The sequence below is a fragment of the Paeniclostridium hominis genome (assembly GCF_014306135.1).
GTDB classification, from domain to species: domain Bacteria; phylum Bacillota; class Clostridia; order Peptostreptococcales; family Peptostreptococcaceae; genus Paraclostridium; species Paraclostridium hominis.
Map to the genome: position 1 here is coordinate 1,242,866 of NZ_JACRWD010000001.1, position 21,832 is coordinate 1,264,697.

20 protein-coding genes are annotated in these 21,832 nt (G+C 26.3%); 8 read left to right on the forward strand and 12 right to left on the reverse strand.

Features of this window, described 5'->3' with window-relative positions; all coding sequences use genetic code 11:
- Positions 1-81 precede the first annotated feature (81 nt).
- Complete coding sequence (locus H8891_RS05950) at positions 82-414, reverse strand: hypothetical protein (RefSeq protein WP_147544038.1); 333 nt, start codon at positions 412-414, stop codon at positions 82-84.
- A 147-nt stretch (positions 415-561) separates the two neighbouring features.
- Between H8891_RS05950 and H8891_RS05955 the strand changes: the two genes are divergently transcribed.
- A complete protein-coding gene (locus H8891_RS05955) occupies positions 562-1,515 on the forward strand; it encodes a calcium/sodium antiporter (RefSeq protein ID WP_147544037.1) in 954 nt (317 codons plus the stop codon).
- 52 nt (positions 1,516-1,567) lie between these two features.
- Here H8891_RS05955 and H8891_RS05960 read toward each other — a convergent pair whose 3' ends face one another.
- Positions 1,568-1,924: a DUF4870 domain-containing protein gene (locus H8891_RS05960; protein WP_187005603.1), complete on the reverse strand. Its 357-nt coding sequence runs from the start codon at positions 1,922-1,924 to the stop codon at positions 1,568-1,570.
- A 149-nt stretch (positions 1,925-2,073) separates the two neighbouring features.
- Here H8891_RS05960 and H8891_RS05965 point away from each other — a divergent pair, with 149 nt between their 5' ends.
- Positions 2,074-2,583 carry a thioredoxin family protein gene (locus H8891_RS05965; RefSeq protein WP_187005604.1) on the forward strand — a complete coding sequence of 170 codons (510 nt, stop codon included), beginning with the start codon at positions 2,074-2,076 and terminating at the stop codon, positions 2,581-2,583.
- 62 nt (positions 2,584-2,645) lie between these two features.
- Here H8891_RS05965 and H8891_RS05970 read toward each other — a convergent pair whose 3' ends face one another.
- From H8891_RS05970 to H8891_RS05995, 6 genes are all read right to left on the reverse strand, one after another.
- The gene (locus tag H8891_RS05970) at positions 2,646-2,864 is read right to left on the reverse strand and encodes a hypothetical protein (RefSeq protein ID WP_187005605.1); all 219 of its coding nucleotides are present in this window, start codon (positions 2,862-2,864) and stop codon (positions 2,646-2,648) included.
- Between the two features lie 22 nt (positions 2,865-2,886).
- Positions 2,887-5,487 carry an ATP-dependent chaperone ClpB gene (clpB, locus tag H8891_RS05975; RefSeq protein WP_147544033.1) on the reverse strand — a complete coding sequence of 867 codons (2,601 nt, stop codon included), beginning with the start codon at positions 5,485-5,487 and terminating at the stop codon, positions 2,887-2,889.
- Positions 5,488-6,100: 613 nt separating this feature from the next.
- Positions 6,101-7,345, reverse strand: coding sequence for a GTPase HflX (gene hflX, locus H8891_RS05980; RefSeq protein ID WP_162214182.1), 1,245 nt, complete (start codon positions 7,343-7,345; stop codon positions 6,101-6,103).
- A gap of 174 nt (positions 7,346-7,519) precedes the next feature.
- Positions 7,520-8,293: a 23S rRNA (adenine(2058)-N(6))-methyltransferase Erm(Q) gene (locus H8891_RS05985; RefSeq protein WP_007286427.1), complete on the reverse strand. Its 774-nt coding sequence runs from the start codon at positions 8,291-8,293 to the stop codon at positions 7,520-7,522.
- A 164-nt stretch (positions 8,294-8,457) separates the two neighbouring features.
- The gene (locus H8891_RS05990; protein WP_006439032.1) at positions 8,458-9,330 is read right to left on the reverse strand and encodes a methyltransferase domain-containing protein; all 873 of its coding nucleotides are present in this window, start codon (positions 9,328-9,330) and stop codon (positions 8,458-8,460) included.
- A gap of 430 nt (positions 9,331-9,760) precedes the next feature.
- On the reverse strand, positions 9,761-10,807 hold the full coding sequence (locus tag H8891_RS05995; RefSeq protein ID WP_006439031.1) for an IS1595 family transposase: 1,047 nt from the start codon (positions 10,805-10,807) through the stop codon (positions 9,761-9,763).
- A gap of 176 nt (positions 10,808-10,983) precedes the next feature.
- Here H8891_RS05995 and H8891_RS06000 point away from each other — a divergent pair, with 176 nt between their 5' ends.
- Positions 10,984-11,430 (forward strand): DUF3284 domain-containing protein, encoded by a 447-nt coding sequence (locus H8891_RS06000; RefSeq protein WP_187005606.1) that lies wholly within the window; start codon positions 10,984-10,986, stop codon positions 11,428-11,430.
- A gap of 11 nt (positions 11,431-11,441) precedes the next feature.
- Here the strand turns inward: H8891_RS06000 and H8891_RS06005 are convergent, their stop codons facing one another.
- A complete protein-coding gene (locus H8891_RS06005; protein WP_187005607.1) occupies positions 11,442-12,944 on the reverse strand; it encodes a PAS domain-containing sensor histidine kinase in 1,503 nt (500 codons plus the stop codon).
- Between the two features lie 314 nt (positions 12,945-13,258).
- Here H8891_RS06005 and H8891_RS06010 point away from each other — a divergent pair, with 314 nt between their 5' ends.
- Complete coding sequence (locus tag H8891_RS06010) at positions 13,259-14,923, forward strand: glutamine--tRNA ligase/YqeY domain fusion protein (protein ID WP_187005608.1); 1,665 nt, start codon at positions 13,259-13,261, stop codon at positions 14,921-14,923.
- A 26-nt stretch (positions 14,924-14,949) separates the two neighbouring features.
- Here H8891_RS06010 and uvsE read toward each other — a convergent pair whose 3' ends face one another.
- Both uvsE and H8891_RS06020 read right to left on the reverse strand, forming a co-directional pair.
- The gene (gene uvsE / locus H8891_RS06015; RefSeq protein ID WP_187005609.1) at positions 14,950-15,909 is read right to left on the reverse strand and encodes a UV DNA damage repair endonuclease UvsE; all 960 of its coding nucleotides are present in this window, start codon (positions 15,907-15,909) and stop codon (positions 14,950-14,952) included.
- A gap of 101 nt (positions 15,910-16,010) precedes the next feature.
- Positions 16,011-17,561 carry a nitrite/sulfite reductase gene (locus tag H8891_RS06020; RefSeq protein WP_187005610.1) on the reverse strand — a complete coding sequence of 517 codons (1,551 nt, stop codon included), beginning with the start codon at positions 17,559-17,561 and terminating at the stop codon, positions 16,011-16,013.
- A gap of 725 nt (positions 17,562-18,286) precedes the next feature.
- On the opposite strand from H8891_RS06020, the gene H8891_RS06025 reads away from it, so the two are divergent.
- From H8891_RS06025 to H8891_RS15475, 4 genes are all read left to right on the forward strand, one after another.
- Positions 18,287-19,258 (forward strand): replication initiator protein A, encoded by a 972-nt coding sequence (locus H8891_RS06025; protein ID WP_187005611.1) that lies wholly within the window; start codon positions 18,287-18,289, stop codon positions 19,256-19,258.
- A 28-nt stretch (positions 19,259-19,286) separates the two neighbouring features.
- Complete coding sequence (locus tag H8891_RS06030; RefSeq protein WP_187005612.1) at positions 19,287-19,499, forward strand: hypothetical protein; 213 nt, start codon at positions 19,287-19,289, stop codon at positions 19,497-19,499.
- A gap of 447 nt (positions 19,500-19,946) precedes the next feature.
- Positions 19,947-20,519 (forward strand): hypothetical protein, encoded by a 573-nt coding sequence (locus tag H8891_RS06035; protein ID WP_187005613.1) that lies wholly within the window; start codon positions 19,947-19,949, stop codon positions 20,517-20,519.
- Positions 20,520-20,810: 291 nt separating this feature from the next.
- On the forward strand, positions 20,811-20,945 hold the full coding sequence (locus tag H8891_RS15475; RefSeq protein ID WP_276510610.1) for a hypothetical protein: 135 nt from the start codon (positions 20,811-20,813) through the stop codon (positions 20,943-20,945).
- A gap of 211 nt (positions 20,946-21,156) precedes the next feature.
- On the opposite strand, the gene H8891_RS06040 is transcribed toward H8891_RS15475, so the two are convergent.
- On the reverse strand, positions 21,157-21,672 hold the full coding sequence (locus tag H8891_RS06040; RefSeq protein ID WP_187005614.1) for a hypothetical protein: 516 nt from the start codon (positions 21,670-21,672) through the stop codon (positions 21,157-21,159).
- Positions 21,673-21,832 lie beyond the last annotated feature (160 nt).

Consider the following 21,832-nt stretch of genomic DNA (forward strand, 5'->3'; position numbering starts at 1 on the left):
GTTATTATATAAAAAATAGATATACCAAAAGTGACTATAATTTTTTGTACACTTAAATCTCCTTTGGTATATCCTAATTTTTTAAATTTTATTATTTTCACTATTGTTATTCCTTAAATACCTTCTATAATTCATCATGTCTATGGCTACTAAACTAACACCTATACCGGTAATCACAGCACCTTTCATTTCACCTGTTATAATTCCAACTATTATTCCTATTAATATTCCTAAAATTATATATATTGTTGACTTTACTTTAGGATTTAATTTTAACTTAATGTATACCGCCATTCTTGAGTATAAAAAAGCTCCAACTATTAATCCAACTAAAGATAATATTATGGTGTCTTGTATCTGTCCTAAAATTAAACCTGTTCCAATACCTATTAAAATACATCCAATTGCTACCATTTACAAGTCCCCTTTATTCTCTTTTATATATCTTATGCTACTAAACTTGAAAAGTTACTTAATTTATTGTACATAGGTTAATATTTTATATTGATATTTTTTGTGTTATACTATTTATTATGATAATGTCATTTTTAGGAGGTCCTTATGTCATTTTTAACTTTATTAATTGGATTCGCCCTACTTATTAAAGGAGCAGACATATTTGTTGATGGGGCATCTTCTATAGCAAAAAAATTTAATGTTTCACCTATGCTAATAGGGTTAACTATAGTTGCTATGGGAACCAGTGCTCCAGAAGCAGCCGTTAGTGTATCATCTTCATTAGCTGGTCAAAATGATATGAGTATTGCTAATGTAGTGGGTTCTAACTTTTTTAATATACTTATAGTTTTAGGAGTTTCATCTATCATAGCTAAATTACCAGTTGAAAAAGAGACTATAAAAAAAGATACTCCATTTTTAATTTTTATAAGTATATTGCTTTTAGCTTTAAGTCTTAATTTTAATTTAAGCAGATTAGATGGTGTGATTTTTTTAGTATTATTTATTTTATTCTTAATAAATATGATAAAATCTAATATAAGTTCAAAAGATATTGAAAGTTCTAGTGGAGAAACTGCTATAGCTATTGAAGCTACAGATACAAAGTCTATACATATGCCTAAAACATTACTACTTTGTTTAATTGGTATAGTTGGAATAGTATTTGGTGGAGATTTAGTTGTAAACTCTGCAACTAATATAGCGACATCATTTGGTATGAGTGCTAATTTAGTAGGTCTTACTATAGTTGCTATGGGGACATCGCTTCCAGAACTTGTTACTTCTGTAATAGCAGTAAAAAAAGGTGAAACAGAAATTGCTATAGGAAATGTTATAGGTTCTAATATATTTAATATATTATTAGTTTTAGGTTTAGCTGCTTTAATACATCCTATGGCAGTTAGTGTGGTAGCCATAATAGATACTATTTTTATGACTGCTGTAACAATTCTTTTATACATATTTATTAAAAAGAATAACTCACTTACTAAAATTCACGGTATAATTTTTGTAATAATTTATTTTATTTACTTAATATATACTATAATAAGATAATAAACAAAAAGAAATATGGACTAATTTTAAATTAGTCCATATTTCTTTTTTATTACTTTAACTTTTGAAGAATTTTTAAAGTTAAAGGATATATAAATTCTTTATGTTTATAATACTGTATTATAGCCATTATACATATTACTGCATATATAATAGTCATTACAGGTAATAAATATTTTCCAACTTCTACAAAACATAGTAATAAGACTATAATTTCATATATTACAAAAGATATGTAAAAATCAATAAGTCTTGTTCCATTTCTTTTAATAAATGTCGACTGTTTTCCATAAACTTGGCATGTAACATATACTATTATAGCTCCTATTATGTTAAAAAACATAACGGCTAATGTCATAACTATCATCATAGTACTTTCATTTTTTGTACATCTTTCACAATCTGCCATACTAATAAAAATCCTTTCTCTAAATACTTACTTTTATATTTTGAACTATATTTTTAAAATCGTCAACTTTTTAATAAGTATATAGGTTTACTAGTTCAAATTATTTAGATATAATTTTTATAAATATATAATAATAAGGGAGATTTGTTATGGCAATTGAAATGAGTATTAAAGACTTATATGAAGTTGGGGAAAGCTTTGAAAGTTGTGTTGGTAGTGGTAGTAAATCTGAAAGAGCTAGAATACCAAAAAATACATCTAGAATTAATTTAAGTGAAGAACTTATAAATAAAATAGCTACTTATCCAAATAAAGTTAACTGCCTTGTTTCTGGAGAAATATGGTGTCCTGATTTTCAACTTAATATATCTATTTTGAAAAAATTTGTTGATATTAATGATAATTTTGATATATCAGTCATAACCATGGGTAGAGGCAAAAAATTTATGAGTGAGGCTTTGAATATAGAAAAAGAAAAATTTAAAGGTCCAACAATTGCTTTTTTAGATGAAAATTATGAAATAATTGGCATTTTTGAAGAAAGACCAAAGTCAGTACTCAAATTTGAAAATTTTGAAGATGTAAAAATAGATTACTATAAAGGAAAATATTTATCTGATACCATTAATGATTATTTAGACATTTTAGATATATTATAAAATATAAAATTTCTAAATTTAAAAATGTGTATCTCAAAAATCTGAGATACACATTTTATTTTTTATGGAATTAATGTATCAATTCCATTTATATACTTTTCCTCTTCTATTGAAGATATTGAACTTAAGTTTATACTTACACCACTTTTAAGCTCAACTAACTTACATGGTAATTCTCCATTTTCATTTAATTTATCTTTTAAAAAGTTTTCTATAAAGTCTTTTACATGTTTATAGTCAGCTTCGTATTCATTTCCATCTTTCATTAGGATCTTTATCATTGTTGCCATCTCCTTGTACGAATTACATATCCTCTACTTTGATGTCTATGTTTTCATCATTTGCATCTATAATTACATGACAACCATCATATACTTGACCTGCTATTATCATTTTAGCTATCTTAGTTTCTAATATATTTCCTATATATCTTTTTAATGGTCTAGCTCCATATATAGGGTCATAACCTTCATTTATTAATATATCTTTTGCACTATCTGTTATGCTTAAAGTTATACGTCTATCTTTTAATCTTCTTCTTAAATCATCTAAGAATATATCTATTATTTTTCTTATACCTTCTTTATCAAGTGGTTTAAACATTATTATATCGTCAACTCTATTTAAAAATTCAGGCTTAAATCTTCTTTTCATTTCATTCATAACAAGTTCTTTTGTTGAATCTGTTATTTTACCTTCACCTTCTAATAAGTATGAACTTCCTATATTTGAAGTCATTATTATTATAGTATTTTTAAAGTCAACAGTTTTACCTTTATTATCTGTAAGTCTACCATCATCTAGTATTTGAAGGAATAAGTTAAATACATCTTCATGTGCTTTTTCTATCTCATCAAATAGTATAACTGAATATGGATTTCTTCTAACTATTTCAGTTAATTGTCCACCTTCTTCATATCCTACATATCCTGGAGGAGGTCCTATAAGTCTTGATACTGCATGTTTTTCCATGTATTCACTCATATCAATTCTTACTATATTTTCTTCACTATCAAATAAATTTCTAGCTAAAGTTTTAGCAAGTTCTGTTTTACCAACACCTGTAGGTCCTAAGAATATAAATGAACCTATTGGTTTGTTTTCATCTTTAAGACCTGCTCTATGACGAATAACAGCATCACTTACAGCAGTTACTGCTTCATCTTGTCCTATAACACGAGTTTTAAGTTCATCTTCTAATCTAAGTAATTTTTCTTTTTCACTTTCAACTAACTTAGTTACAGGTATATTAGTCCATTTAGCTACTATTTGTGCTATTTCATCTTCTGTTACTTCTTCTTTTAATAAAGATGTTTCATTGTCTTGTTCCATTTTATCTTCTGCTTCTTTTATCTCTTTTTCAAGATTTGGGATTACCCCATATTTAAGTTCAGCAGCTTTATTTAAATCATATTCTCTTTCATATCTTTCAACCTCTCCTCTAGCTTCATCAAGCTTAGCTTTAAGGTTTCTTATATTCATTATATGAGATTTTTCTTTTTCGTATATTGCAGTTAAATCATCATTTTTTGATTTTAAATCTGCAAGTTCATTTTGAAGTTTTTCAACTCTTCTTTTACTTGCTTCATCATCTTCTTTAAGAAGTGCTTCTCTTTCTGTTTCTAATGTAAATATTTTTCTTCTAACAATGTCAAGCTCTGTTGGGAGAGAATCTATTTCACTACGTATCATTGCACTAGCTTCATCTATTAAGTCTATTGCTTTATCTGGTAAATATCTATCTTGAATATATCTATCAGATAATTTAGCTGCAGCAACTATTGCTGAGTCGTGTATTCTTATCCCATGGTGTATTTCAAATTTTTCTTTAAGTCCACGAAGTATAGATACAGTATCACTTACACTAGGTTCATCAGCTATAACTGGTTGGAATCTTCTTTCTAGTGCTTTATCTTTTTCTATATATTGTCTATATTCATCAAAAGTAGTTGCTCCTATACAATTTAACTCTCCACGTGCTAACATTGGTTTAATTAGATTTCCTGCATCCATAGCACCATCAGTTTTTCCTGCACCTACTATTGTATGTATCTCATCTATAAATAATATAATTTTACCTTCAGAAGCTTGAACTTCTTTAAGTACTGCTTTTAATCTTTCTTCAAATTCCCCTCTATATTTTGCACCTGCTATTAATGAACCCATATCAAGTGCAAATATAATTTTATCTTTAAGACCTTCTGGAACGTCTCCTTTTACTATTCTTTCTGCTAACCCTTCTACTATAGCAGTTTTACCAACCCCAGGTTCACCTATTAATACAGGATTATTTTTAGTTCTTCTTGATAAAATCCTTATAACTCTTCTTATTTCTTCATCGCGACCTATAACTGGGTCTAATTTATTTTTCTTAGCTAAATTTATTAAGTTTGTCCCATATCTAGCTAATGCGTCATAAGTTCCTTCTGGGTCTTGAGTTTCTACTCTTTGATTTCCTCTAACTTTTGATAATACTTCCATAAAATTATTTTTAGTTATGTTAAATTGTTTAAATATTTTACCTATATTTGAATGTTTCTCTAATTCTATTATAGCTAAAAATACATGTTCAACACTTATATATAAATCATTAAATTCTTTAGATATTTCTTCTGATTTTAAAAGTATCTCATTTAATTTTCTAGTAGCTACTACACCTTGTGAACTAGCTGCCTCACCTTGTATTTGAGGTAATTTTAAAAGTTCAGTTTTTACACTAGCTTTTAGGCCTTCAACAGATATCCCCATTTTTTCTATTATTCTAGGAATTAATCCATCTTCTTGGTCTATCAATGCATAAAGTAAATGAATTGTATCTACTTGTTGATTATGATTTTTAACAGCTTCACTAAAAGCATCATTTAAGCTTTTTTGGACTCTTTGTGTCATTTTATCTACTTCCATAAAAAACTCCTCCAAACTTTTAATCTATAATTTTAATATTTTTATACCACTACAAGTACAGTTTAAACACATGTTGTCAATGTAAATATATTCTTATTTTTCTCTAATTTATGAAAACTTTTATTTTTATAATTAAATTTTATATTTAAAATTTAGGCTCTGTTAGATAATTGTGTGATAAATAAATAATAAAAACAGCTAGACATATTAGAACTCCATTCTCTAGCTGTTTTTATATAAATTATTTCGCAATAGATTAATATTGTTCACTTTATTATATTATAGCATTAACTTAATTTACACATTTCATTTAAAGTATTTTTGTTATTTCTTTAATACACATTTTCCCCATCGTAGTCGTACAAAGACAAAGTCATTCTTACAAGTATATTTATCTCTAGCTTAATTGGTTTTGGAAGTATTTATTTATCCTATTTTAATGTCTTTAGCATCATTTGTAGTTATTTACTTTATTGTTGCAATAAACACATACAATAAAATCATTTCTAATTACTTATCAAATATAAAAGAGGCTATCACATGAACAATTTTCAATTGGTATGCGACATCCTCTTTCATTTATGCATTGTTTATATAGATACCTAGAATCACTCTAGATTATATATGACTGGTATTTAACATAATCCTCTTTACTACATTCTATACTAAATAAAGTTCCTTCATTAGTATATTCAGTTTCTAGAACAGTTGAACTATCAATTATATAAGATGTCATTTTACCATCTTTATAAGGAACCATAACCTTACATTTTATATAATCCATAAATATATTTTTACATATAGATTCCAATAATTCTTCTATACCTATATATTTTTTAGCTGAAACCAGCATCCCTTCTATATTGAATGTATCTAATTCCATTAAATCAACTTTATTATATACATAAATCACAGGAATATTATCCGCCCCTATTTGATTTAATGTTTCATTTGTTACATTTATATGATTTTCATAATTAGGATTAGATATATCAATCACATGAAGTAATAAGTCCGCATCACAAACTTCTTCTAGAGTAGACCTAAAAGCTTTTACTAAACTATGAGGTAAATCCCCAACAAATCCCACTGTATCTGATAATAAAAAAGATTTATTATTATCTAATTTTATATTTCTAACATAAGTTTCTAAAGTTGCAAATAGCATATTTTTTTCAAATACTTTTTTATCTTCATCATTTATAAACTTCTCTACTAAAGCATTCATAACAGATGACTTACCAGCATTTGTATATCCTACTAAAGCTACATTAGGAATATTAGATTTTTTCCTTTTACTTTTTTGTACTTCTCTTTGATTTTTTAATACTTCAAGCTCTTTATTTAAATTAGCAATTTTATCTTCTATTCTTCTACGGTCTAATTCTAATTTTGTTTCTCCTGCGCCTCTGTTTTTAGTCCCTACTCCACCACTTTGACGACCTAAATCTTCATTTGAACCAACTAATCTTGGTAATTCATATTGGAGCTTCGCAACCTCTACTTGTAATTTAGATTCTCTTGTTTTTGCTCTATTTGCAAAGATATCTAATATTAACGCAGTTCTATCTATGACATTACAATTTATTTCTTCTTCAATATTTTTAACTTGTGACGCTGATAATTCATTATTAAATATAACTATATCTGCATTGTTTTCTTCTACTAAATTTTTTAATTCATCTATCTTCCCACTACCCATATAAAAAGTAGAGTTAACTTTCTTTGAATTCTGCTTAATTTGACCAACAGTTTCTATTTTGCAAGCTAAGCATAAATTTTTTAATTCTTCCATAGATTCATCAAAATTATTTTTATTATTTATATTAATTCCTACAATTATTCCTTTTTTTATCATCTTCATAATCTCCTGTAATTTTATATTTAAATATTAACTTTAAATATCACGGGATTATGACTCTTTATTAAATTAAGATAATAGCCACAACCCGTGACTTATCCTCTTAATCTTATTGACGCTATTCCACCATTCATAATCATTTTAACACCTCCTAATTTAAATCTACTATTACTAATCTATCTTTTGTTTATATCTAAATAACTGTATCCAATCATTATAAGAAACTTCACTAATATTATTAAGATTTATACCTAGGTATTTAATTACTGCATGAATTTGATTTTTTGTAAATACATCTCTTAAGTTATTAATAGACTTAGATATAAAACTTGTATATTCATTCCATTCATCTTTAGATATATCATATTTATATTTTCTTTTAAAATATACTAAGACGCAATCTACACTAGGCATGGGATGGAAGTCTTCTCTATTAAAATAGTGCACTATCTTAATATCAAATTTAGTTTTTAAAAGTAATGATAATTTACTCTCTCTAGGTATTCCCATAAATCTTTTTGCGGAACCTTTCTCCATAACTAGCCACATATCAGTTGGTGAATTTAACTCTTCTAATAATAATTTCTTAATAATCTTTGTTGTTATATAAAAAGGAATATTAGAAAATACCTTATATTCTCTTTTTTTAGGTAATTTCCAATTTAAAAAATCTTTATTAATAAGAGTAACATTATTTTTACTTTTAAATTTATTTATTAAATTTCCATATAAACTTCTATCTAGTTCTATAGCTGTAACCCAATAACTTTTTTCACATAAAGCTTCTGTTATATGACCTTTTCCTGGTCCAATTTCAATAACAAAATCATTTTTGGATATATTTGTTTTTTTTATTAATTTATATATAGTATTTTTACTAGTAATAAAATTTTGCGATACACTAATATCAACTTTTCCTCTATAATTATTACTTTTAGCTTTCATTCATAATCTCCTATAATTTTATATTTAAACTTTAATATTTAAATATCACGGGATTATGACTTTTAATTATATTAAGATAATAGCCACAATCCGTGACTTACCCTCTTAATCTTATTGAATGTATACATCCACGTATATTCATCTTATTACCTCCTAACCTTTATCTACTTTACTTTGCCGACTATAATTTTTAAATCAACCGTTATTTTTTCTATATCACATTTATTTAATTCATTTATTTGTTCTTTGCTCAAACCAGATGTTAATGGTGTCATTTTTATAAAATCTTCTAAATTATATATATTTGTTTTATAAGTGATTCTTTTATCATAGATGATTTCCAAGTTATCTTTAAATGAATTTATAACATTTTTATTAGAATAAGTATCTTTTTTTATTTTACCTTTTATTTCAGACCTTATCTCTTTTAAATAGTGTTCATCTGGAATTACTTTTATTACAACTCCACCTTTGTTTAAAACTCTAGTAAATTCACTATAATTCGATGGTGAAAGTATATCTATTATTATATCTAATTTATCATTTTTAAATGGTAGATTTGATAAGTCTGATACACTCCATAGTATGCTATTTTCGTATCTTGTAGCAAGTGAAATTCCTTCTCTTGATATATCTATTCCAAACAATTTACACCTACTATTTATTTTTTCATCTGAATATAGTTGATTTAAATAATATCCTTCTCCGCAACCAACATCTAGTACAAAATTAACATTCTTTTTTGACGTATATTTATCCACTATATCTATTATCTCTTTAGAAAGCTCGTCATATATACCATATTCATATATTTTACTTCTAGATTCAAATAATTTTTTATCATATATTGTCTTCGCATTATTCTTTACTAAATTAACATATCCTTTTTTAGATATATTAAAGCAATGGTTATTTTCACATAATACACTACTTTCTTTTATATATTTTATAGATTTTTTACACACTGGACATCTAAGTATTGATATATTTTCATTAAGTAATTCTCTTAAAACTTCAATCTTTTTTAATTTTCTCATTGTTCATAACCTTCCTATTTCTATTATTCATATAAAATAGCACGAAGTTATGACATTTTATTAAATTTGTTTAACGATAGCCACAACTCGTGCGCTATCCTCTTAATCTGATATATGCAAGCATTATAGCTACCTCCTTATTTTAGTTAATAAAAAATCCACTTTAGTATACCAGTGGATATATCTTAAATATAGTTATATAATATTATATTTAGGAGTTGTATCTATTATTTTTAATTTATTAATCATTCTATATAAATTTATCATAAATCTAACTCCTTTCTTGTTTTATTAAATTTAATAGTAACATAAATAATATTCACTGTAAAGTATATCGAAGTTCACAATATATAACAATTGCGAACTACATTATATAACTTGTTAAATAATATTTCAATCAATACACAGTTCTGTCAATAATTTCTTAGCTTTAAGCTAATTCAATATATCTATTTCTAATAGTATTTATAGTTATGCAAGTTTCTTTAGTTGCTACATTAACTAACATATCCTTAATTCTATCGCTCTTTTTATTCTTCTTGCTTAATTGCAAGAATTTAAACCAAGCCAAGTAATTCGAAATGTATTTAGTAGAGACTCCATTAAAGTGCATTAACCATCTCTTAAATCCACTATGAAGAGAATTTACATGTTGTAAGTGATAAACACTATCTATCATAGATTTGCCTCTAGGAACTCGTTTTAATTCAACATTTAGGTCTTTATTTATACTTAAATAAGATTTGTGGCTATCGACTACGAAAGTAACATCTTCTCCTATTTTTCCATCAAAAAATCTAATAATATCATTAGTTGTAATTCTACCATTACAAACCGCTCCCATTACTATATTTCCTTTACGGTCAACACCAGTTTCAATGCAAATTTGGTCGTTAGAAATACCTCTTTTTTTCTTATCCTTTTTTCCCTTACCTCTTTTTCTAGGTTCTCTAGGCATCTTAAAAGTAGTACTTTTTGAATGATTACCTTTATATGATTCACGAATAAAAACTTCGTCTACTTCTACAATACCTTCAACCATATCATTTTTTAATGATAGATTAATAACATCTAAAATCCTATGTCTCATATAAAAAGATGTTTTAACTCCAACTCCAATTTCAGTTGCACATTGTCTTATAGAAAGTCCTAATATCATTAATTCACAGTATTTAAGCCATTTATCTAATCCTAAGTTAGTACTAGAGAAAGGAGACATAGTAAACTCATCAAAAGTACAACGACACCTTTTACAAATATATCTTTGTCTACCTCTAGTCTTACCATTTTTATTAACATCCTTACATTGACATTTAGGACATTCGTATCCCTTAGAAAATCTACTTTCCTTAATATTATCCTCTATTTCATCAGAACTAAATAAAGCACTTAAAACTCCTTGTGCTACTGAAATTAAGTCTCTAAGTTCATCTTTATTCAAATTTTTAACTATGGCTTTTATATCTGCTTTTTTCATAATATAAGTAATCCTTTCTATATAATATGGCGAAGTATAGTTGATACCTATATTATAACCTATTTTCTGTATAATTAATCACACAATTGTCTAACATAGCCAAAATTTATTATTTACTTTAATTTATGTTATAATGCATTTAGAAAACGTTATTTTAAAACTTAAAAGGAGATAAAATGATAAAGTACGAAAATAAAAAAATAATAAATTCAACCCCTGATAAAATATTTAATGTATTTATAAATAATGCTAAAGATACATTTGAAAAGATAAATATTAAAAATCCAGTTGGATGTAAAACTATAAAAGAAGTTAAAAGAGATTCTAAAGGCAAAAAACTATATAAATCATGTCTTGAAATAACAGATTTTAAAAAAGATAAGCTATATGAAATAACTTTTACAACAGATGGACAAACTTTTATATCTAAATATGTTTTAAATAGAATAAGTAAAAATGAAACAGAACTTATTTGCATAGAAAAATTTATAAATAATAATAATCCAAATAAAATTTTAGATAGTATCACTAAATTTTTCTATAATTCTCAAGTAAAAAAAAGATTTAAATATATAGTAAGTGATATAGAAACAAAAATAAAAAAAGTGGATGATCATTTATAAATCATCCACTTTTAAGCGTATATATCTGAAAATTCTACATCTATCTTTTGTACAAACTTTTCTTTTAAAATTGTTTCATCTATTAATTCTAACTTATTTTTATATAATTTATTAGGTATATTGACTATAAACTCGCTACCTTCTCCTAATACACTTTTTACCTCTATACTTCCTTTATGTAACTCTACTAATGATTTAACTAAAGATAGACCTATTCCACTTCCTACTTTACTATTTACGCTTTTATGTTTAACTTGCTTGAATCTATCAAATATTTTATGTAAGTAATGTTCTGGTATTCCTATTCCTTCATCTTTAACACTTATTTTTATATTATTTTTATAGTCTTTAATAGTTACTTGTATAGTTTTACCTTTTTCATTAAATTTTAATGCATTGGACAATAAATTTAAAACTATTCTTTCCATCTTATCTAAGTCAAATCCTATAATTTTTTCTTCTACATCCGTATCAAATATTATATTCATCTGATTTTGATTAGCAAAATCGCTAACAGAATCACATATACTTTCAACAAACTTTACTATATCATAATTTTTAGGATTAAATTCTACGTTTTCATAAGCTAATTTAGTAGAGTCAATTATATTATCAACTAATTTTAATAACCTATACCCATTTTGCTTTATTATAGTTAAATATTTATCATCTTTTTCTCCAGTTTTATTATTTAGAATATTATACCTATAATTTAGCATTTGAACAGAACTAAATATAAGATTTAATGGTGTTCTTAATTCATGTGCTATATTCGCTAAAGCTTCTGATCTTATTTTTTCTATATCTTCTTCATGTTTTTTTCTTTCATTTATATTTCTAGCTACACCTATAACTCCTAAAGCATCTCCAGATTCAGATATTATTGGTGTTTTTATCGTTTCTAGATGTATAATTTCTCCGCTATTTAAGGTAACCTTTTCATAATATGTTTTAGTAGTCTTAGACTCCATTACTTCTAAATCCTTAAGCCTATAACTTTTAGAATTTATGTCAACTACAGGTAATTCTCCATCAGTTTTACCTATTATTTCACTTCTGTCAAGTTTTATTAATTTATCTGAATAACTTTTATTGCATCCAATCAACTTACTATTTTTATCTTTGTAAAATATATAATCTGGCACAGCATCCACTAGAGTTTGTACAATTTTTAAATTTTCTAGTTCTTTATTTTCTATAATCCATAATACATATCTATCTTTAGATACTGACGATATAGATATTTTATACCATCCACCTAAGGAAGGTATATATGAATCTTGATCTTCTTTCCCTTCTTTTAAATTTTTATCTAATATTCCAGGTATTACATCTTTTATACTCTTTCCCTCTATGTCAGCAAATTCTAGGTTTAATAATTCACAAATTTTATCATTTAAGTCTTTTATTATAAAGTCAGTAAACATTTCATTTTCATCTTTTTCAACCTTTCCATATAAATATGGAAAAGGACATGTCTTTAATACTTCACTACAAAACTTAAAATTTAGCATATCCCCACCCCTAATAAAAATACTCTAATTAAATTATAGCAAGGTTATATATAAATTTCATTATAAAATTGTTAATATTGTTAATATTTTGTTAGTAAGTCTGTGGATTACTTTTTTGCATTATAATTTTATAATTTAAGTTTAATATTTATTTTATTTTTTATCATTTAAAAACATTTTCCTTACATATTTTTCTTTATAAATGCAATAAATTGCCTCCTAGTCCTTTATTTTTTTCTCAATTTGAATTAAAATTATTAATAATAGTAATTATATAATAATAATACAAATTTAATAGATAAGAGGTAACGAATATGTCAAATGAAAATAAGTCATCAAACTTTATAAGAAACATAATAGTTAATGATTTAGAATCTAAAAAGCACGATACTATCATAACTCGTTTCCCACCAGAACCAAATGGGTATTTACATATTGGTCATGCTAAATCTATATGCTTAAATTTTGGTTTAGCTGAGGAATTTAACGGTAACGTAAACTTAAGATTCGACGATACAAATCCTGTTAAAGAGGATGTAGAGTATGTAAACTCTATAAAAGAAGATGTAAAGTGGTTAGGTTTTGACTGGACTAATTTATACTTTGCTTCTAACTACTTTGATGAAATGTATGAAAGAGCAGTTTTACTTATAAAAAAAGGTAAAGCTTATGTATGTGATTTAAATGCTGAACAAATGAGAGAATACAGAGGTTCATTAACAGAGCCTGGTAAGGAAAGTCCTTATAGAAACAGAACTGTTGAAGAAAACCTTGATTTATTTGAAAGAATGAAAAACGGAGAATTTAAAGATGGAGAGAAAGTATTAAGAGCCAAAATAGATATGTCTTCTCCTAATATCAACTTAAGAGACCCTGCAATATATAGAATTTCTCACTCTCACCACCACAACACTGGTGATAAATGGTGTATATATCCTATGTATGCTTTTGCTCATCCATTAGAAGATGCTATAGAGGGAATCACTCACTCCCTATGTTCTTTAGAGTTCGAAGATCAAAGACCTTTATATGATTGGGTTGTAGCTGAATGCGAAATGCCTAAAGTTCCTCGTCAAATAGAATTTGCAAGACTTAACCTTACAAATACTGTTATGAGTAAAAGAAAATTAAAGCAACTTGTTGATGAAGGTGTAACTGACGGATGGGATGATCCTCGTATGCCGACTATAGCAGGTCTTAGAAGAAGAGGTTATACTCCAGAAGCTATAAGAAATTTCTGTAATGAAATAGGTGTAGCTAAAGCTGATTCTACTGTTGATAGCCAAATGTTAGATTACTTTGTAAGAGAAGATTTACAACCTAAAGCTCCTCTTGCTATGGGTGTTTTAAAACCCCTTAAATTAGTTATAACTAACTATCCAGAAGGCCAAGTTGAAATGCTTGAGATAGAAAACAATGCTAAAGATGAAACTAAAGGAAAGAGATTAGTTCCATTCTCTAGAGAAATATATATAGAACAAGAAGACTTTATGATAGAACCAGTTAAGAAGTACTTCAGACTATTCCCTGGAAACGAAGTTAGATTAAAAGGTGCTTACTTTGTTAAGTGTAATGACTTTATAACTGATGAAGAGGGAAATGTAACTGAAATACATTGTACATACGATCCTGAAACTAAGAGTGGTTCTGGATTTACTGGACGTAAAGTTAAAGCGACAATTCACTGGGTAGATGCTGCTTCTTGTGTTCCTTGTGAATTTAGATTATTTGAACCATTAATATTAGATGATGCTCCTGAAAATGAAGGTAAGCATTTCTTAGAACAAATTAATCCTAATTCACTTGAAATTGTTCAAGGTCTTGTAGAAAAAACTGCTATAGAAAATGCTAAACCTCAAGATAAATTCCAATTTGTAAGACATGGATTCTTTAATGTAGATGATAAATATACTACTGAAGATAAGTTAGTATTTAATAGAATAGTTCCTTTAAAAAGCTCATTTAAACCTAAAAAGTAATTAAAAGCTCCCTATAGGGAGCTTTTTTATATCTCAAAGGTTGAATTATCTATAAATTTTATATCTTTATCTAAATATTTTATATCCTCAACTAATTTTAATAACGCTAAATCCTTTTTCTTAGCTTCTATCATAATATCAAAATTTCTATTACTCTTTTCTTTTGCTAAGTATATAAAATTCATAAAACTTTTACTATCTATAAAATCTGCATGTTTTCTATCATTATCAAATTCCTTAGGACTTGAAAAATGAATTTTTGGAGGTAATTCTTCATTCTTCCAAGTATCAAAAACCTCATTTATTATATCACTTAATTTTTCTCCATCATTTTTACATATATGATGATGAACATCTAAAACCATAGGTAATTTTACACTCTTACATATATCAAGTACATCTCTAGCACTAAATACTTTATCATCATTTTCTAAAATCAACCTACTTACAACCTCTTTAGGAAAATACTTTAAATTATTTACAAATCGCTTAATACTCTCTTCTTTTCCACCTTGTGAACTACCTATATGAATTACCATTTTTCCATTTTTATAATTGATATCATCAAATAATCGACTTTGAAATTTTAAACTTTTTATAGTATTTTCTACAACCTCATCTCGTAAACTATTTATTACATTAAATTGGTCTGGATGCGTATCAACCCTCATATTATTATCTTTTATAAGTTTGCCTATATACTCAAAATCTTTTTTGAAATACTTTCTATATTGAAAGTTTACTTCTGGATGTGTCCCTAAGGGAATCAAGTTAGATGTAATTCTATAAAAATGTATATTATTATTAATATTATATCTTAAAATTTTTTCTAAATCTTCTATATTTGATCTTGTAACTTCCTTAAGTTTATTTACTCTATCTATACTATTATTTAATTTAGTATATCTAGCATAAGTTAATGTGCTTGATGAAGTTACCTTTGGTAAATTTAAAGCTATAGCTACATATCCTAGCCTTACCTTCATATAATTCTCCTTTCAAATACAAATTTATAGATTTAGCTTTTCCTTTAAAGCCAAGATTATTACAAAAAAGAACCCTATAAATTTATAGAGTTCTTTATTTATTATACTAAATATTTATTTACTATTTCATTTACTTCATCTTCATTTTGAGATAAATATTCATAAAACTCTAAGTTAGAGCTTTCTATTGCTTTTGACATATCATATAAGAAGTTTGGCACATCTTTTCTTAATATATCTCCATATACTTTACCTAACTTAGTTTTATCTTCTCCTACGCATCCTCCCATATGAAGTTCAAATGCATCTTCTGTTTTATCATTAACTCTTTTTTTCTTACCAGCAAATCCTATAGGAGATACTTGATGTGTTGCACAAGAGTTATTACATCCTGAAATGTGTATTCTTGGTAATGTGTCACTTGTATAGTTTTTCTCTTTCAAATAAGCTATTATTTCACTTAAAGTATCTTGACTTTCTGCTATACCCATCTGACAAATAGGCACTCCTATACACGCTGTACTTTGTTCTATTTTATATTTTCCAGTCATGTTTTCAGTTAAATCTAAAACTATTTTAGCTTCTTCTCCATTTAAATTCCTTATATAGAATCCTTCACTCATAGCAAGTCTTATTTCTATATCATCCATATCTTTTACAGTATCTATTATTTTATCTAAATCTGATACTTTTAATTGTCCATTTACTGGATGAACATAAACTGAATATAATCCATTTTGTTTTTGACTAAATAATCTATTGTCTTTTATATTAGATTCTATACCCTTTTTATTATATTCTTTAGGAGTTAAGTTTAAATCTAAATTGCATTTTTCCTTAACTTCTTTTAAGTGTTTTTTATAACACTCTATTAAAGCTTCTTCTCCCATTTCCATAAGTATATATCTTGTACGAGCTTTGTTTTTATTTTCATAATTACCTTTTTCTATAAATAAATTAGTCATAGCTTCTACATGATATAATACATCTTTTGGCTCAACTAGTTCATCAAATTCAGCACCTTTTATAGGATTTTTACCCATTCCACCAGCTATAAATAATCTAAAATAATCTTTTCCGTCTTTTTTTACTGCTAAGAATCCTAAATCATTTATAGTAGCGTTTGCTGCATCTTTAGGTGAACTTGAAAAAGATACTTTTAATTTTCTAGGTAATTTATAAGTAGTGATTTTACTCATAAAGTGTTCATTTACTTTTGTTGCATAAGGTGTTACATCAAAAGCTTCTTCTGGATCTACCCCTGATAAAGGTGATATAGCAACGTTTCTTGGGAAGTTACCACCTCCACCTCTAGTGTACATATCCTTATGTATACCTTCTTCCATTATGTCACAAACTTCATCTATAGTTAATCCATGCAGTTGTATTGCTTGACGAGTAGTTAAATGTATTTGCTCTAAATTATATTTATGTGAAAAATATTGAACTAACTTTAATTGTTCTAAATTTAAAATTCCTGATGCAACTCTAAGTCTTATCATAAAACTTTGTCCATCACGTTGAGCGTAAACCCCCATACCTCCAGAAGCATGTTTAAAATCCATCTTTGACATTTCTTTTTCTAAAAACTTATGCCCTTTTTCTCTAAAAGCTGGAATTTCATCTAATAATACTTGTTTATAACTTTTCATATTATGTCTCCTTTTCCAATGAAATAAAAGTATTTTTTCTATATTTTTATTTTATGACATTTTTCTACAAATTAGAAATTGATTCTTTCTATTATAATCATTATGTTTTTCAATGATTATAATATTTACATACTAACAATCATCTACTTGTTATTTTATAAAATTTTTACTTTATATTATATGGTTGCCCAAATTTATAAGATTATAAATAAAAAAGCTATCCTTTTAATATATTAAAAGGATAGCTTTTAAACTATTTTTTATAAACTCCCCAGAAAGTTTCAATTGTATCATCTGTTGGAGGTTTTGTAATTTTAGATACTATAATAAAAGAAAGTAGTGATATTAATAAAGGAAGAACTATAGTGTGCATCCCAAATGGTCTTGGCCAAGTATAGCTAAATAATATATATGTTCACTTAAAAACAAAGTTATTATTACTATTTAAAACATTTTATTATAATCTCTTATTTCATTAATTTAACTTACGTAGACAAAATGTAGACGCTCTGTTGACAATCAAATTTTCATTCTAAATTAAATAAATAAAACAACAGGTAAAAATAGAAGAAGCCCTTATCTATTCGCAGTAGATAAGAGCAATCCAAAAAACTTGCATAAATCATATATAATTACTAATAGTATAACAAACTAGTTTAATTTTATGCAAGAACAAATTTGGAATGTGCTGAAGGTTTCTTCTATGCATAAATAGGAGAAAAAAGATGACTATCAAAAATAAGAGATTTAATATAAGCCAAGAATTAGAAAAATTGTACATAGAGGTACCATCAGCATTAATATACGAACCAAAGTATAAACCAAATAAAGAAATTGGTAAAAAAGGACTTTCTAATGATGCTAAAATTCTCTACGGTATTTTATTAGAAAGAACTCGTCTATCTGTATGGAATGCTACTGAAAAAAATGATACTAGATTCATAGATGAAAACGGAGATATATTTATTTACTTTGATGATAAATCTATAGCTGAAATATTAAACTTATCTGAGAAAAAAGGTAGAGATGTAAAAAAAGAATTGGTAAGTTACAATTTACTTGAAGAAATAAGACAAGGTTTGGGTAAGGCTAATAGACTTTACTTAAATATAGTTGAAACTAATAAGGAAAATATAAATTTATATAGAAGTGAATTTAAAAAAGTAGTTGATGACAAAAAGGAATCGGAAAGATTAAGAATTGAGAAATACAGAAAAGAAAACGCTGAAACTATTGGAAATACTTTGAACGGCAAAATTGACCGTACAAGAACAGTCGAAAGTACCGTACTTGAACAGTCAGAATTACCGTCAAGTAATAAAGAATTGAGTAAGACTGATTTTAGTAAGACTGAATTTAAAAAATCAGTTGTTGTTATAAATGGCATTGAAAAGAAAAAAACAAAAGCTTATGAAATACAACTTAATGAAACTAAAACTACTCAAGAAAAAGTAAACTTACTAAGTGATACTCAATACATGACAGAACATACAAAAGCTCTTATGCATAAATTTATAGAATTTAATATACTTGTTTCAGAAGCCCAAATAAAAATGTTAAATGAATGTGTTTATGATATAGCTATTAAATCAATAGACTTAACAATAGCAAAAGCTGGAATGACATTCTCTTATTTCTATGAGATTTATTTAGCTAAAGAAAAAGAAGATATAGAAGCATTATCTTTTGGTTGGTAAAATAAATTTAAATAAGGAGTATTGAGTTATGAGATATGGAATAAGAAAACCAAGTATAAAGAAAATGACTAGTGCTAGAACCACAGGTAAAGCTAAGAGGATTGTTAAGAAAGCTGTTATCCCTGGATATGGACGTAAAGGTATGGGATGGCTTAGAGATCCTAAACGTGCAGCATATAACAAAGTCTACAACAAAACTACATTCTCCTTCTGGGATTTTATATGTGCTTTGTTTAGATAAACTTAAATAAGGCTATAATTTACACGTGGAGGTGTTTAAATATGGATTTGAATTACTCCTTTTAGCCAGCACATGTCTTCTATGGCTTATTGATGCCATTTTAGTATATGCATTAATTGAATATAGGAATATAGAATTTTAAGGTCTGTAGCTGCGACCTTCAGTATATGAAGCTGAAAAACAAACTGTCTATTTGACAGTACCGAAGATGAAAAACTGAACGGAATATTATTCCGAGCAGGTCAAAATAGAGAAATGTGGTTTTTAACAGAAGATGGACTGCACAATAAATGAACGTCTAATATGTCCCCGTTCAAAATTTTACATTAAGATCACTAGCTGTGATGTTAAGAGGTTATAAAAATTAAATTTTAAGCCCTTGTAGGTATGTATTTCATTCATATTGGGAAGATTAATCTTGTCAAAACTTTTAGATGAGGTGATAATATGAAAAAAATAATATTAACATTAGCACTTGGAGCTACTCTATTCTCTCTTGGTACTTTTAATATATCAGCTAATGAAATAAACGAAATTGATACGAAAAAGTATGTTAAGAGTTTAAAAACTTATATTAAGAAAAACGAGTTTATAGAATTAGAAAAAGAACCAACTATTATTTTTAGCCCAATTGATAGTTTAAAAGTTAAGAATAAAGGAGTTCAGTTAGGATACTTAGAACCAACTATAAAGGATATAAAACACAACATAGAATTAACTAATGAGCTTAAATCATTCCTTCAATATAACTGTACTAAGAACGAAAAAATTAATAGTATTGGTGATGATATGATTGTTGTATTAGACGAGATTCATTCTAATCTTAGTAATGCACTTGTTGAGTTTACAAATCAACTAGGGTTTGATACTAAGGATAGTGAAAAAATAGCTAACCTATCAGGTAAATATAATTGCTTTAGTTCAGAAAAAAAGACATGTGCTTATGATTATATAAATATGATAAACGACAGAATAGAAAAAGTGGAGAAAATGTATGAATACATTAAAGATATATCTTAATATATTTTAGTTATAGTACAAGCTAATTACACTTTTATATAGTAGGTTCATATAGTTTATTACTTCAACAAGTTTCATTTAATAAACTATATGAAACTGTACAAGATAAATGTTCCACTTTAAGAAAAAAATTATTAACTAATTTTACTTGGGAATTGAATCACATTGGATTTATCATTTTCTTCATGAGATATATTAGCTTGATTTAAGTTTAATTTAGGAGGTAATTTAGTAATAAATTGTCTTAATCCTTTTAACTTTTAATCAGCAGTTTATAAAAATGATTCTATTATGATATCTGGATTTAAAGATATGACTAAAAAAAGTTCAACTAACTCATTTCAAATTAAAATTAGTTCTATATCACAAGCTTATGTTGCTTTTGGTGAATTTTATTTAGAAAAAAGAATAATGATAAAAGAATAAGATTAATATTAAAGGATAATTCATTAGTAAACATTAATTTATATACACCTATGATTATAGATTAAATTTATTACATATATAATCTATTTTAGTAATTCTAATGGGTTTGTTGTTTATCCATACCCAATATGAGTTACTAAAATAGTATTTCACATATGTAATATAGCACGTTCCCAAAATGGTAAGGTGGTAAGCAAATAAAATAGTAATTTTAATAGAATAAGTAATTATATTCGTTAGTAAGTGTATCAAACTGATTAACTATACCAACTTGTTCCCCAGTTTCTTTATTATATATAGTACCTTCATATATATGATCTACACCATGAACAGGTTTTAATATAACATGACATCCATATTTTTCAAACTCTTGATTTAATGACTCTGTTGCTTTGATTAATAAATTTCTTTCATCCCACTGTCTATTTAAAACATCAACTTCTTCTTCCTCAGGTATATCATCAAAGTTTATATGTTTTGTGATTTCATTAATATAATCCATTGTTGAAAACACATCATATTCGTTTGTAAGATCTTCCAATCTATCTATCACCGCAATACTAATTATAGTATCATTAAATTCCTCAGCATCTGCTTTAGCACATTCTATAGCATTAGTTTCAGCTTTAGATAGTTCTTCGATTTCTTCACTTTCTACACTTTCGCAACCTACCATTATTAAACTTCCTATTACCATTAATCCTGCTATTAAACTCTTTATTTTCATAATAAATGCCTCCAAAAATTTCATTTTAATGATGATACTAAATATTTATTTGACATGAAATTATGTTTATATCTGTATGATTTAATGAATTAAAGCGAATTATTTTCTTTGTTTATATAAAACACATTCTCAAAATTTAATATATGTTTTAAGTAATTTA